The organism is Streptomyces sp. NPDC028910 (genome assembly GCF_055564955.1).
Window position 1 is genome coordinate 1 of sequence record NZ_JBVHVF010000031.1, and the last position, 13,912, is coordinate 13,912.

The window sequence follows — 13,912 nt, forward strand, 5'->3', positions numbered from 1 at the left end:
CGTCAGGGGGCCCGGCCCTTCGCGTGTGCGGGTGGCTGTATTTCAGCCCCGCCGGCGTTTGAGGCGCGGGGTCTGGGGCGGAGCCCCAGCAGCGGGGCCGCGGACGGGCTGCGACGGAACCTTCGGCGGACGACCAAGGGCCCGGGCCGCGCCCGTACTCAGGCGGAAGGTGAGTATCCGCGCCCTGTCGGGAGACGACCGCCCGCGGCGACCGTAGCCCCATGACAGTCAGCGCAAGCGCCATGGCCGCGGCCACCCCCGCCCACCGCGACCGGTACGTCGACCTGCTGCGCGTCGCCTCGCTCGGCACCGTCATCGCCGGGCACTGGCTGATGGCCGCCGTCAGCAGCGACGGCATAGGGAACCTGCTCGCCCTCGTGCCCGCGCTCCAGGTGCTCACCTGGGGGCTGCAGATCATGCCGGTCTTCTTCTTCGTCGGCGGCTTCTCCCACGCCCTGTCCTACCGCTCCCTCGCCCGCCGCGCCGACGGGTCCGTCTACGCCGCCTTCCTCCGGGCCCGGCTCCAGCGGCTGCTGCGCCCCACCCTCGTCTTCGTCCTGGTGTGGGCCGCGGCCGCGCTCGCCGTGCAGCTCGCCGGCCGGGGCGAGGGCCGGCTGACCGGGGCCGCGCTGCGGCTGGTCACCCAGCCGCTGTGGTTCATCGGGATCTACCTGGCCATGGTCGCCTTCACCCCGCCCCTGCTGAAGCTCCACGAGCGCCACGGCTGGGGCGCCTTCGCCGCCCTGGCCGGGTCGGCCGCGCTGGTCGACGTACTGCGCTTCGCGCTCGGCGTGCCCTACGTCGAGTTCCTGAACTTCGCCCTCGTCTGGCTCGCCGTCCACCAGCTCGGCTTCCTCCGCGCCGACGGGCGCATCCGCAGGCCCGCCGCCCTCGCCGCCGCGGGCCTCGCCGGGGCCGTCCTGCTGGTCGCGTACGGCCCGTACCCGCTGTCCATGGTCGGGATGCCCGGCGAGAAGGTGTCCAACATGGCCCCGCCCACCCTCGCCCTCCTGTGCCACGGCATGTGGCTCGTCGGCGCCGTACAGCTCATGGCCGGTCCGGCCGCCGCCTGGCTGCGCCGCCCCCGCGTCTGGCGCGGGGTCGTCGCCGCCAACGGCGTCGCCATGACCGCCTTCCTCTGGCACCTCACCGCCATGCTCGGCGTGTACGGGGCGCAGCTCGCCCTTGGCCTGGACCTCCCGGTCCCCGCCACCGCCGGCTGGTGGGCGCAGGTCCCCGTACGGATCCTGGCCGCGGCCGCGCTGACGGGCGTGTTCGTCGCACTGTTCCGCCGCTTCGAGGCACCCGCCCGGCCGAGCCCGGCCGCCCCCGCCACCCCGGCCGCCCCTGCCGGGTCCACCGGGGCCACCGGCGGACCCGTCGCCGCCCTCGGCATCACCCTGTGCCTCCTCGGCATCCTCGGCCTGTCCATGACCGGACTCGGCGGGCTGCTCGACGGCCACACCGCCACCCTGATCGCGCTCCCCGTCACCGCGCCGGCGGCGATCGGCATGGCGCTGGGCGGCTGGCTCCTGGTGGAACGGTCCGCCTCGCTCCGGAGCGTTAGGCTGAGGGGCTGATCCCTAAACCTTTCCCTGGAGCGCGTCTGATGGCCGTCAATCTGGTCAATGTCGAGGCAGTCAGCAAGGTGTACGGCACACGTACCCTGCTGGACGGCATCTCCCTCGGCGTGTCCGAGGGGGACCGGATCGGTGTCGTCGGCCGGAACGGCGACGGCAAGACCACCCTCATCCGGATGCTCGCCAAGCTGGAGGAACCCGACACCGGCCGGGTCACCCAGTCCGGCGGCCTGCGCATGGGCGTCCTCACCCAGCACGACTCCCTCGATCCCCAGGCCACCATCCGGCACGAGATCATCCGTGACATGGCCGACCACGAGTGGGCCGGCAACTCCAAGATCCGCGACGTCCTGACCGGACTCTTCGGCGGCCTCGACCTGCCCGGCTTCGGCCAGGGCCTCGACACCGTCATCGGCCCGCTCTCCGGCGGCGAGCGCCGCCGTATCGCCCTCGCCAAGCTGCTCATCGCCGACCAGGACCTCCTGATCCTCGACGAGCCCACCAACCACCTCGACGTCGAGGGCATCTCCTGGCTGGCCAAGCACCTCCAGGAGCGCCGCTCCGCGCTCGTCTGCGTCACCCACGACCGCTGGTTCCTCGACCAGGTCTGCACCCGCATGTGGGACGTCCAGCGCGGTGACGTCCACGAGTACGAGGGCGGCTACAGCGACTACGTCTTCGCCCGCGCCGAGCGCGAGCGGATCGCCGCCACCGAGGAGTCCAAGCGGCAGAACCTCATGCGCAAGGAGCTGGCCTGGCTGCGCCGCGGCGCCCCCGCCCGGACCTCCAAGCCCCGCTACCGCATCGAGGCCGCCAACGAGCTGATCGCTGACGTGCCGCCGCCGCGCGACACCAGCGAGCTGATGAAGTTCGCCAACGCCCGCCTCGGCAAGACGGTCTTCGACCTCGAGGACGTCAGCGTGCACGCCGGTCACAAGGAACTGCTCAAGCACCTCACCTGGCACCTGGGCCCCGGCGACCGCGTCGGCCTCGTCGGCGTCAACGGCGCCGGCAAGACCTCCCTGCTGCGCGCCCTCGCCGATGCCGCCCGCACCCAGGGCGAGGTCCAGCCCGCCGCCGGCAAGGTCACCGTCGGCAAGACCGTCAAGCTGGCCTACCTCTCCCAGGAGGTCGGCGAACTCGACCCGTCCCTGCGCGTCCTGGAGGCCGTCCAGCGGGTCCGCGACCGCGTCGACCTCGGCAAGGGCCGCGAGATGACGGCGGGCCAGCTGTGCGAGCAGTTCGGCTTCACCAAGGAGAAGCAGTGGACGCCGGTCGGCGACCTCTCCGGCGGCGAGCGGCGCCGGCTGCAGATCCTGCGCCTGCTGATGGACGAGCCCAACGTCCTCTTCCTCGACGAGCCCACCAACGACCTCGACATCGAGACCCTGACCCAGCTGGAGGACCTCCTCGACGGCTGGCCCGGCTCCATGATCGTGATCTCCCACGACCGCTTCTTCATCGAGCGCACCACCGACACGGTGATGGCGCTGCTCGGCGACGCGAGCCTGCGGATGCTGCCGCGCGGCCTGGACGAGTACCTGGAGCGCCGGCAGCGGATGATCGAGGCGGCCACCCCGGCGACCGTCGCCGCCGCCACCGCCACGAAGTCCACCGCCTCGGGGGACTCTCGCGCCGCGAAGAAGGAACTCCAGAAGATCGAGCGGCAGCTCAACAAGCTCTCCGACCGCGAGGGCAACCTGCACGCCCAGATCGCCGAGAACTCCACCGACTACGACAAGGTGGCCAAGCTCGACGCGGAGCTCCGTGGACTCCTCGCGGACCGCGAAGATTTGGAGATGCGCTGGCTGGAGCTGGCCGAGGAAGCCTAGATTCCGGCACCTGCCCGGGCCAACTGGCCCGATAACGGCGGCGTCACGGGCCGGTCCTCCCTTGGGAACAGGGGGCGGACCGGCCCGATGTATGAGCGCCGTCAGTGATAGAAAGGTCATCCTCCACGACGCCCCGAAGCCGAAAGTGCGCTGATGACCGAGCCGCCCCAGCCGCCGAACCAGCCGCCGACACCTTCCGGTTACGGACACCTGCCGGGCCCGCCGCAGCAGGGGTACGGATACCCGCAGCAGGGCGAGAACCCGTACGCCCAGCAGGCCCCGTACGCGCAGCAGCCGCCCACCGTCCAGCAGCAGTCCGGCTACGGTTACCCGCCGCCGCCTCCTCTTGCGCCCGGCGGTCCGGGTGCTCCCGGCGCTCCCGGCCTGCCGCCGAAGAAGAAGCTGACCCTGCTGATCGCCGCCTCGGTCGCCGCCGTCCTCGTCGCCGGACTCGTCGGCTACGTCGCCTTCTTCAAGGGCGACGAGGACCCCAAGCAGCCCGTCGCACAGGAGTCCACCGACGCCAAGCCCTCCGCCTCGCCTTCCGTGGACAAGGGCGACGGCAGCGGCAACGGCGGCCAGCAGGCCGACCTCAACTCGGGCCGCAAGCAGGGCGAGGACAAGGTCCTCTGGTTCAAGACCGCCAAGGTCGACGGCCCCGGCGCGGGCGTCGACTCCACGGCCCAGTGGGTCGTCGGCGACACCGTCGTCAAGAGCGTCTGGAAGTCCCTCACCGGCTACGCGGTCACCGACGGCAAGGAGAAGTGGACGCTGCCCTTCCCTGCCGTGATCTGCTCCGTCGCAGCCCAGACCACCGCCGACGGCAAGACGGTCGTCATGTACCGCGACGGCGAGACGGAGAACGCCTCGTGCACGCAGCTGCGCGTGGTCGACCTCAAGACGGGCAAGGAGGTCTGGTCGAAGGAGGTGCCCAAGGAAGGGCTCTTCGACATCTTCACCAGCCCCACCCTCTCCATGACCGGCGACACCGTCACCGTCAGCCGCGGCGGCACCGCCAGCGCCTTCAAGATCAGCAACGGTGACAAGCTCTTCGCCAACGCCCTGGGTGACGGCTGCAACCCCGACTCCTACGAGGCCGGCAATGGCAAGATGATCGCCCTCGCCACCTGCTCCGACGCGGACGCCACCGCCGAGGTCCACGGCGTCGACCCGGTCACCGGCAAGAAGGGCTGGGCCTTCCGCCTTCCCAAGAAGTTCAAGGTCACCAGCATCTACTCGGTGGACCCCCTCGTCCTCGACATCGGCAACGAGGAGACGAAGCAGCGCTCCATCGTGGTCCTCGGCCCCGACGGCAAACAGACCGCCACCCTCGCCGCCGAGGGCAGCTTCGCCGTCGGCTGCGGTGACACCGGCCTCTTCCGGTCCCTGGTGACCTGTCCCTCGTCCGTCGTCGACGGGGGCACCCTCTACCTGGCCACCGCGGCCTCGGCCGGCAAGGCCAACGAGATCGTCGCCTTCGACCTGGCCACCGGCAAGGACAAGTGGCGCACCCCGGCAGGGGACAAGCGCACCCTCATCCCGCTCAAGGCCGCGAACGGGCAGCTGATCGCCTATCGCAAGGCCGAGGCCGACCAGGGCGGCGAGGTCCTCGCGATCCCGGCCGGCGGCGGCACCCCCACCGCACTCCTGCGCCATCCGTCGGGCCCCGCCGCTCCGATCGAGAGCTCCTTCCGCACCCCGAAGCTCGACTACGTGGACGGACGGTTCTTCATCTCCGCCACCCAACTGCAGGCCCAGGGCAAGGACGAGAAGCTCCTCATGGTCTTCGGCAAGTGAGAACGCGTCCGACAAGCCGTCCGACAAGCCGTCCGACAGGCCGTCCAACGAGCCGTCCACCGAGAGGCAAGAGCAACCGATGAGTACCCCGCCGCCCCCCAGCCAGCCGCCGTCCGGCGGCTTCGGTGCGCCGCAGGACCCCCCGCCGGGCGGGTTCGGCGCGCCCACGCCGCCCGCCGGGCCGCCCGCGCCGCCGCCGCAGCCGCCGGCCGCGCAGCCCGCGTACGGCTACCCGCAGCCCGGGCCCGGCTACGGCTACCCGCAGCAGCCCGGCACCCCGCCGCCGTTCGGCACGCCAGGTGCGCCCGGTGCACCCATCGGGCCGACGACCGCCATCCAGGCCCCGGCCGGCGGCAACAACGACAAGCGCACCCAGCTGATGATCGTCGGCGCGGCCCTGCTGGCCATCGTCCTCATCGTCGGCGGCGGCCTCTGGTACACCTCCGGTGACGGCGGCGCCCAGACGACCGCGGAGGGCGGCGCCTCCCCGGGCGAGGACAAGGGCCAGCCCTCCGTGCCCGGTACCGAGAAGGTGCCCGCCAACCCCAAGTCGAAGGTGCTCTTCAACCAGCCGAACCCGGCGCCGGCCGACATCGTCACCGTCGCCGGTTCCTGGCTCACCGACTCCACCTACATCAAGTCCGACGTGGCGAAGGTCGTCGGCTACAACCTCGTCGACGGCGGCAAGAAGTGGGAGCTGCCCTTCCCGGGCGAGCTCTGCGGCGCCACCCAGCACGTCAGCGAGAACAAGACGGCGGTCCTCTTCAAGGCCGGCCCGGCCACGCCCGAGAACAAGTATCCGCCGTGCACCGAGGTCGGCGTCTTCGACCTGGAGACCGGCAAGCTCGTCTGGTCCGGCCACGCCAAGAGCGCCACCGGCGGCGACAAGCCCGTGTCGTTCTCCGAGGTCACCCTCAGCGGCAAGACCGTCGCCGCGGCCGGCGTCTCCGCGGGCGGCGCCGCCTGGAACCTCGCCGACGGCAAGTCCCTGTGGCTGCCCAAGGTCGACGGCGAAGGCTGCCGCGACACCGGCTACGCCGGAGGCGAGGCCCTCGGCGTCATCCGCAAGTGCGGCCAGAGCCCCAACTACACCCTGTACGGGCAGCTCCTCGACCCGGCCACGGGTGCGCCCACCGCTTCGTACAAGCTCTCCCCGGGCATCGACTACGCGCACATCGTCTCCACCAAGCCGCTGATCGTGGCGGCCGACGTCGGCGACAACGCGAAGGGCGGCAAGGGCGTCAGCGACCTCTTCGTCGTCGACCCCAAGGGCGAGCTGAAGGCACGCATCCCGCTCGCCTCCGGAAACTTCGCCGCCAAGTGCGGAGCCACCGAGGTCGAGAAGTGCCACAACATGGTGGTCGGCAACGGCAAGATCTACGTGCCCTCCCAGGAGCACCAGGGCCAGTCCTCCAGCGGCCGCACCAACGAGCTGCTCTCCTTCGACCTGGAGACCGGCAAGCAGACCACCGACCGCGCCGACGCGGGCGAGCGGTACACGATGTTCCCGCTGCGCATGGACGGGTCGAACATCATCGCCTACAAGGTCCCCCCGTACGACAAGGGCGGCCAGATCGTCAGCATCGACAGCAGGACGATGAAAGAAACCCTCCTCATGGAGAACCCGGCGGACAAGGCGACCCAGCGCGCCGAGACCGGCTTCTCACCGGATTATTCGGAGTACCGCTACCACAACGGCAAGCTCTTCATCTCCCGTACGACGGCCCGCAAGCCGTACTCGGACAAGAGCGACCCGGAGTACCTCTTCGTCTCCTTCACCGCGAGCTGATTCGCACAGCACACCACAAGCCCCCGAACGGTCCTGCCGATCGGGGGCTTGCGTTGCGTCTCCTGCCGCCCGTCCCACCCGACCGCACGCTTAGCCCGATGCGGCGCGACTAATCCTGGTAGCTTGCCGGGTCAGGAAGGGTGGGGGGTGGTTCCTCAATGGGCGTACGGGTCGTGGTGGTCGACGAGCACCGGCTGTTGGCCGAGGCGCTCGCCTCTGCACTGAAACTGCGCGGTCACCGGGTCCTGGCCGCCGCCGCTCCGGCGGCGGGCGCCGCCGAGCTGGTGATCAGCCGGGCCCCGGAGGTCTGCCTCTTCGGCACGGCCGCCCCCGCCGAGCCCGAGGTCTTCGAGCCGGTGGTCCGCATCAAGCGGGAGCGCCCGCAGATCGCCGTCGTCGTCCTCGGCCCGGTGCCCAGCCCGCGCGGGATCGCGGCCGCCTTCGCCGCCGGTGCCTCGGGGTACGTGCGCCAGGACGAGCGCATCGAGGGCGTGGAGCGGGCGCTGGCCAAGGCGAGGGCCGGGGAGGTCGCGATCGCCCCGCAACTGCTGCAGGGGGCCTTCGCGGAGCTCCTGAACCCCGCCGCCCAGCCCGACGACGAGGGCAGCCGGCTGCTGCGGCTGCTGACCCCGCGCGAGGTGGAGGTGCTGGTCCGGGTCGCCGAGGGCGAGGACACCCGGCTGATCGCCGCGGGCATGGAGATCGCGCCGAGCACCGCCCGTACGCACGTGCAGCGGGTGCTGATGAAGCTGGGCGTGGGGTCACGGCTGGAGGCGGCCGCGCTGGCCGCCCGTACCGGGCTGCTGGACCGGGCCGTGCCCGCCCAGCCGTCCCCCGCCGCACGGGGCTGACGGCCGGGGCGCTCGGCCGCCGATTTCCCCGTGGGCGCCGAATCGGGTAGGACCTACATGCGCACGCACCCGCGTGTGCTCCCCCTCGAGAGGCAGTAGGCGAGTGAGCAAGTACCTGGTAACCGGTGGCGCCGGATACGTCGGCAGCGTGGTCGCGGCCCACCTCCTGGAGGCGGGCCACGAGGTCACCGTCCTCGACGACCTCAGCACCGGCTTCCGTGTCGGCGTCCCGGCGGGCGCCGCCTTCATCGAGGGCCGGATCCAGGACGCCGCGCGCCACCTCGACGCCTCCTACGACGCGGTGCTGCACTTCGCGGCCTCCTCGCAGGTCGGTGAGTCCGTGGTGAACCCGGGCAAGTACTGGGAGAACAACGTCGGCGGCACGCTCGCCCTGCTGGGCGCGATGCGCGAGGCGGGGGTGCGCAAGCTGGTCTTCTCCTCCACCGCCGCCACCTACGGGGAGCCGACGGAAGGCCTGCTCACCGAGGCCTCGGTGACCGCGCCGACCAACCCGTACGGTGCCTCGAAGCTGGCCGTCGACCACATGATCGCGGGCGAGTGCGTGGCGCACGGCCTGGCCGCGGTGTCCCTGCGCTACTTCAACGTGGCCGGTGCTTACGGACAGTTCGGTGAGCGGCACACCCCCGAGACACACCTGATCCCGCTGGTCCTGCAGGTGGCGCTCGGCGAGCGGGAGTCGATCTCGGTGTTCGGCGAGGACTACCCGACCCCCGACGGCACCTGCGTACGCGACTACATCCACGTCGCCGACCTGGCGGAGGCCCACCTGGCCGCGCTGGACCACGCCACCGCCGGAGAGCACCTGATCTGCAACCTGGGCAACGGCAGCGGCTTCTCGGTCCGCGAGGTCGTCGAGACCGTCCGCAAGGTCACCGGCCGGGAGATCCCCGAGGTCGTCGCCCCGCGCCGGGCCGGCGACCCGGCGATGCTGGTCGCCTCCGCCCGCACGGCCCACGAGCGCCTCGGCTGGACCCCGAGCCGCTCGGACCTCACCGGCATCATCACGGACGCGTGGAACTTCGCGCGCACGCACACCTCCTGAACCACCGGTATCCACCCGGACCACCTCTGTCCTGCGCGCCCCCCGCACCCTTTTCGGTGCGGGGGGCGCGTGCGTGTTCGCCGCGCGCTGTGGGTGGGCGCTGTGCGCGGGCGCCCGGCGTGCACACGCCGGGTGAAATTCTCCCCGTGCAACTGCCCGTGGCACGGGCCGGTGCGGAAGCGGCCATCTGGACCCTCGGTTCGGACGATTTCCAGCCACCACAAAGGCCGTTCACCACGCCCGCGCCGGAAAATCGCTGGGAAAACTTCTGCTATTCGGCCAACCGCGCGCCGCCCCCGGCCCTACGCTGATGCGTGACACCGGTGGGGGCCGGTGTTGATTCAGGGGTCGAGACACGTCGGGTACGGCGTCCGGTCCGGGGTAGTGCAGAGGTGTCACGGCGGCGGCCGGGGCAGCTGCGGATCACCCGGTCCGGGCGCCGTACCCGCCGTCGTCCGTTCCCCGACCCTTGGGGGTTTTGTGGTTCGTATCCGGGTTCTCGTCGTCGACGATCACCGCATCTTCGCCGAATCGCTCGCAGCCGCGCTCGCGGCCGAGCCGGACGTGGACGTGTCCGCGGCCGGCAGCGGCCCCGCCGCGCTGCGCTGCCTCGAACGCGCGGCGGCCGAGGGCCGCCGCTTCGACGTCCTGCTGGTCGACGCCGATCTCGGCGCCGTCGCCGGGACCGTGCCCGCCCAGCGGGAGCCGGGGGCCGGGCCGCCGCCGCCCGGCTCGGACGGGATCGCGCTGGTCGCCGGGATCCGGGTGGCCCACCCCGGGGTCCGTACGGTCGTGCTCGCCGAGCGCGACGACCCCCGGCGTGCGGCGCTCGCGCTCCAGGCGGGGGCTTCGGGCTGGGTGGCGAAGGACTGCTCCCTCTCGCGGCTGCTGGCCGTCATCCGGGGGGTCCTGCGCGAGGAGACGCACCTTCCGCCCGCCCTGCTCACCGGAGTGCTCCGGGAACTGACGGCGGCGCGCAAGCACCGTACGGACAGCGAACGGCTCGTGGAGTCGCTCACCCCGCGCGAACACGAGGTGCTGCGCTGCATGGTGGCGGGGCTGGGCCGCAAGGACGTGGCGGCGCGGCTGTTCCTGTCCCCGCACACCGTTCGTACCCACATGCAGAACGTGCTGGGCAAGCTCGGCGTGCACTCCACCCTGGCGGCGGTGGCTCTGGCCCGGCGGGCCGGCGTACGGCCGGCGGACCTAGCCGGGGATGTTGTCGAACGGAGCGGTCAACTGGCGTAGCAGCCCGGCGAGATCGCCGCGCTGGTTCCGCGAGAGCTGGGCCAGGATGGCCCGCTCCTGGGCCAGCAGTCCGGCGAGGGCCTGGTCGGCGCGGTCCCGGCCCTCGGGGGTGAGCCGCACCAGGACCCCGCGGCGGTCGCTGGGGTCCGGGAGGCGCTCGACGAGGCCCTTCTTGGCGAGCCGGTCGATGCGGTTGGTCATGGTGCCGGAGGTGACCAGGGTCTGGGTCAACAGCTGGCCGGGGGAGAGCTGGTAGGGCGCGCCGGCGCGCCGCAGGGAGGTCAGGACGTCGAACTCCCAAGGCTCCAGGCCGTGCTCGGAGAAGGCCAGCCTGCGGGCGCGGTCGAGGTGGCGCGCGAGCCTGCTGACGCGGCTCAGGACCTCGAGCGGTTCCACGTCGAGGTCAGGGCGCTCCCGCCGCCATGCCGCCACCAGTCGGTCGACCTCGTCCTCCATGCCGATCAGTGTAAGGGGTCTGTCGATGTGAAGTCTCTTCATAACGAGTATCTTGATCACAAGTATCTTGACGGCGAGATATAAAAACGCGAGCATGGGGCATGGAGGGGGCCGGAACAGATTCCGCTTCCGACCGCCCCGCCAGCAGGGAGGCTCGAACATGTATTCCGATACCGCGCGCGCCGGGACCCCCACGTCCACCGCGCCGTCCGCCCCCACGTGGGATCCCCAGCAGTACCTCCGGCACGCAGGCCATCGCACCCGACCCTTCCTGGACCTCCTCACCCGCATACCCGACCTCCCCGGCCGGCCCGCCCGCATCGCCGACCTCGGCTGCGGACCCGGCAATGTCACGGCGCTCCTCGCCGGCCGCTGGCCCGAGGCCCGCATCACCGGATTCGACCTTTCCCGGGAAATGCTCCACCGCGCCGCCCAGGAGCACGCCGGCCCCACCGCCGGCGGCGGCAGCCTCGACTTCCGCCACGGGGACCTCAACGGCTGGCTCCCCGAGGAGCCCTACGACCTGATCGTTTCCAACGCCGCCCTCCAATGGGTCCCCGGCCACGCCGGCTCCTTCGGCGCATGGATCAACGGCTTGCGCCCCGGCGGCACCTTCGCCTTCCAGATCCCCGGCAACTTCACCGCCCCCAGCCACGCCCTGCTCGCCGAACTCTGCGACGCCCCGCGCTGGCGGTCCCGGCTCGCCGGTCACGGCGCCCGCTACATCCACCTTCTCGAACCTGCCGAATACCTCGCCCGGTTCACCGCACTCGGCTGCGCCGCCGATGTCTGGGAGACCACCTACCACCAACTGCTCCAAGGCCCCGACCCCGTACTCGACTGGGTCAAGGGCACCGCGCTGCGGCCCGTCCTCACCGCCCTCGGCGACGACCAGGACGCCGTGGACGCCTTTCTCGTCGAATACCGCGACCGGCTGCGCGCGGTCTACCCGACGGGGCCGCGCGGCACCGTCTTCCCCTTCCGCCGGATCTTCGCCGTCGCCCGCAAGGAGGCCTGACCGTGCTGACCGCTGTCGACCACGTCCAACTCGCCGCGCCGCCGGACTCGGAGGACCGGCTCCGCGCCTACTACACGGACGTCCTCGGCATGACCGAGATCCCCAAGCCGCCCGTCCTCGCCGCGCACGGGGGCTGCTGGTTCGCCGCCGGACCGGTGCAGCTGCACCTCGGCGTGGAGGAGGATTTCCGTCCCGCCCGCAAGGCCCACCCGGGACTGCGGGTGACCGGCATCGAGGCGTACGCGAACAGACTGGAGGGGCGCGGAGCCAAGGTCGTCTGGGACGACAGCCTGCCGGGCCACCGCCGCTTCTACTCGGAGGATCCGGTCGGCAACCGGCTCGAATTCCTGGAGAGGCACGCCCCGGACCGGAGCGCCTGATCGCTCGGGACCACACGACGGCGCCCCGTCACCGGACATCCGGTGACGGGGCGCCGTCGTGCGCGTACGGGGACCAGCCCGCTACTAGCTCTTGCGGCGGCCCACCAGCTGCGGCTTCGACTCCAGCCCGTCCAGCCCGTGCCAGGCCAGGTTCACCAGGTGCGCGGCGACCTCCGCCTTCTTCGGCTTGCGGACGTCCAGCCACCACTGCCCGGTCAGCGCGACCATCCCGACCAGCGCCTGCGCGTAGAGCGGGGCCAGCTTGGGGTCGAAGCCCCGGGCCTTGAACTCCAGACCCAGGATGTCCTCGACCTGCGTGGCGATGTCGCTGATCAGCGAGGCGAAGGTGCCGGTCGACTGCGCGACGGGGGAGTCCCGTACGAGAATCCGGAACCCGTCCGTATAGGACTCGATGTAGTCCAGCAGCGCGAACGCCGCCTGCTCCAGCAGCTCCCGCGGATGCCCGGCCGTCAACGCGCCCGTGACCCCGTCCAGCAGCTGGCGCATCTCCCGGTCCACGACGACCGCGTACAGTCCCTCCTTGCCGCCGAAGTGCTCGTACACCACCGGCTTGGACACCCCGGCCTTCGCCGCGATCTCCTCCACCGAGGTTCCTTCGAAGCCCTTCTCCGCGAAGAGGGTCCGGCCGATGTCCAGCAGTTGCTGACGCCGCTCCGCGCCCGTCATCCGCACCCGGCGGCCGCGCCGGGGCTTGTCGCTGCTGGAGTTACCGCCGTCGATCGCCACGCCCCCCATCATGCCGCGTTCGGCTCGTTTTCCCTGCGCCGGGCGTCGATGCGGGCCGCCGACGGCCAGCGCACGTCCGTGGCCCAGCCCAGCTGCTCGCACCAGCGGATCAGTCGCGCGCTGGAGTCGATCTGGCCGCGCAGCACACCGTGCCGGGCCGAGGTCGGGTCGGCGTGGTGCAGGTTGTGCCAGGACTCCCCGCACGAGAGCACCGCCAGCCACCACACGTTGCCCGAGCGGTCCCGCGACTTGAACGGCCGCTTGCCCACCGCGTGACAGATCGAATTGATCGACCACGTCACGTGGTGCAGCAGCGCGACCCGTACCAGCGAGCCCCAGAAGAACGCCGTGAACGCGCCCCACCAGGACATCGTCACCAGACCGCCCACCAGCGGCGGGATCGCCAGCGAGAACATCGTCCAGAAGATGAAGTCGCGCGAGATGCGGCGGATCGCCGGATCCTTGATCAGGTCGGGGGCGTACTTCTGCTGATCGGTCTGCTCCTCGTCGAAGAGCCAGCCGATGTGCGCCCACCACAGGCCCTTCATCAGCGCCGGCAGCGTCTCCCCGAACCGCCACGGCGAATGCGGGTCACCCTCGTGATCGGAGTACTTGTGGTGCTTGCGGTGGTCCGCCACCCAGCGCACCAGCGGGCCCTCCACCGCCATCGACCCCATCACGGCGAGGGCGATCCGCAGCGGCCGCTTCGCCTTGAAGGAACCGTGCGTGAAGTAACGGTGGAAACCGATGGTGACCCCGTGGCAGGCCAGGAAGTACATGAAGACCATCAAGCCGAGGTCCAGCCAGCTCACCCCCCAGCCCCAGGCCAGCGGGACCGCCGCCAGCAGCGCCAGGAAGGGGACGGTGATGAACAGCAGCAGAGCGATCTGCTCGATGGAGCGCTTGCTCTCGCCGCCGAGAGTCGCGGATGGCGCAGACGTATCGGAGGGCGCGGAGGCGCCCTCGATCAGATCGGGACTGGTGGTCATGGTTGTCCCCTGGGGGGTGAGAAGGGGGTGGTGGGCAGGTGCTCGTACGACGGACCCTACGGACCCGTAACCTACGGCATCGTAAGTATGGCAAAGCCGGAGCCCGCAGCAACAGGAGCGCGGCCGAGGGCGGCCCGCGTGCCCGCGAGCCGGTCACGCGCC

The 13,912-nt window shown here is 71.5% G+C and carries 12 protein-coding genes; 9 read left to right on the forward strand and 3 right to left on the reverse strand.

Features of this window, described 5'->3' with window-relative positions:
- The first annotated feature begins 221 nt into the window (after positions 1–221).
- The 7 genes from ACZ4TV_RS28685 (at position 222) to ACZ4TV_RS28715 (ending at position 10,160) form a co-directional block, all read left to right on the forward strand.
- Complete coding sequence (locus ACZ4TV_RS28685) at positions 222–1,580, forward strand: acyltransferase family protein (RefSeq protein WP_468137960.1); 1,359 nt, start codon at positions 222–224, stop codon at positions 1,578–1,580.
- A gap of 29 nt (positions 1,581–1,609) precedes the next feature.
- Complete coding sequence (locus tag ACZ4TV_RS28690; protein ID WP_468137961.1) at positions 1,610–3,412, forward strand: ABC-F family ATP-binding cassette domain-containing protein; 1,803 nt, start codon at positions 1,610–1,612, stop codon at positions 3,410–3,412.
- A gap of 153 nt (positions 3,413–3,565) precedes the next feature.
- Positions 3,566–5,209 carry an outer membrane protein assembly factor BamB family protein gene (locus ACZ4TV_RS28695; RefSeq protein WP_468137963.1) on the forward strand — a complete coding sequence of 548 codons (1,644 nt, stop codon included), beginning with the start codon at positions 3,566–3,568 and terminating at the stop codon, positions 5,207–5,209.
- Positions 5,210–5,288: 79 nt separating this feature from the next.
- Positions 5,289–6,998, forward strand: a complete 1,710-nt coding sequence (locus ACZ4TV_RS28700) for an outer membrane protein assembly factor BamB family protein (protein WP_468137965.1) — start codon at positions 5,289–5,291, stop codon at positions 6,996–6,998.
- Between the two features lie 158 nt (positions 6,999–7,156).
- Positions 7,157–7,849: a response regulator transcription factor gene (locus ACZ4TV_RS28705; protein WP_468137966.1), complete on the forward strand. Its 693-nt coding sequence runs from the start codon at positions 7,157–7,159 to the stop codon at positions 7,847–7,849.
- Between the two features lie 103 nt (positions 7,850–7,952).
- Positions 7,953–8,912: a UDP-glucose 4-epimerase GalE gene (gene galE, locus ACZ4TV_RS28710; protein WP_468137967.1), complete on the forward strand. Its 960-nt coding sequence runs from the start codon at positions 7,953–7,955 to the stop codon at positions 8,910–8,912.
- Between the two features lie 480 nt (positions 8,913–9,392).
- Positions 9,393–10,160, forward strand: a complete 768-nt coding sequence (locus ACZ4TV_RS28715) for a LuxR C-terminal-related transcriptional regulator (RefSeq protein ID WP_468137968.1) — start codon at positions 9,393–9,395, stop codon at positions 10,158–10,160.
- Here ACZ4TV_RS28715 and ACZ4TV_RS28720 read toward each other — a convergent pair.
- On the reverse strand, positions 10,119–10,616 hold the full coding sequence (locus ACZ4TV_RS28720) for a MarR family winged helix-turn-helix transcriptional regulator (protein ID WP_215017422.1): 498 nt from the start codon (positions 10,614–10,616) through the stop codon (positions 10,119–10,121). The genes ACZ4TV_RS28715 and ACZ4TV_RS28720 overlap by 42 nt on opposite strands.
- 160 nt (positions 10,617–10,776) lie before the next feature.
- On the opposite strand from ACZ4TV_RS28720, the gene ACZ4TV_RS28725 reads away from it, so the two are divergent.
- Positions 10,777–11,634 carry a trans-aconitate 2-methyltransferase gene (locus tag ACZ4TV_RS28725; protein ID WP_468137969.1) on the forward strand — a complete coding sequence of 286 codons (858 nt, stop codon included), beginning with the start codon at positions 10,777–10,779 and terminating at the stop codon, positions 11,632–11,634.
- Positions 11,635–11,636: 2 nt separating this feature from the next.
- On the forward strand, positions 11,637–12,014 hold the full coding sequence (locus ACZ4TV_RS28730; protein WP_468137970.1) for a VOC family protein: 378 nt from the start codon (positions 11,637–11,639) through the stop codon (positions 12,012–12,014).
- Positions 12,015–12,098: 84 nt separating this feature from the next.
- Here ACZ4TV_RS28730 and ACZ4TV_RS28735 read toward each other — a convergent pair whose 3' ends face one another.
- Together ACZ4TV_RS28735 and ACZ4TV_RS28740 are read right to left on the reverse strand one after the other, a co-directional pair.
- Complete coding sequence (locus tag ACZ4TV_RS28735) at positions 12,099–12,773, reverse strand: TetR family transcriptional regulator (RefSeq protein ID WP_030827526.1); 675 nt, start codon at positions 12,771–12,773, stop codon at positions 12,099–12,101.
- The gene (locus ACZ4TV_RS28740; RefSeq protein ID WP_468137971.1) at positions 12,770–13,750 is read right to left on the reverse strand and encodes an acyl-CoA desaturase; all 981 of its coding nucleotides are present in this window, start codon (positions 13,748–13,750) and stop codon (positions 12,770–12,772) included. The genes ACZ4TV_RS28735 and ACZ4TV_RS28740 overlap by 4 nt, the downstream gene beginning before the upstream one ends.
- Between the last annotated feature and the right edge of the window lie 162 nt (positions 13,751–13,912).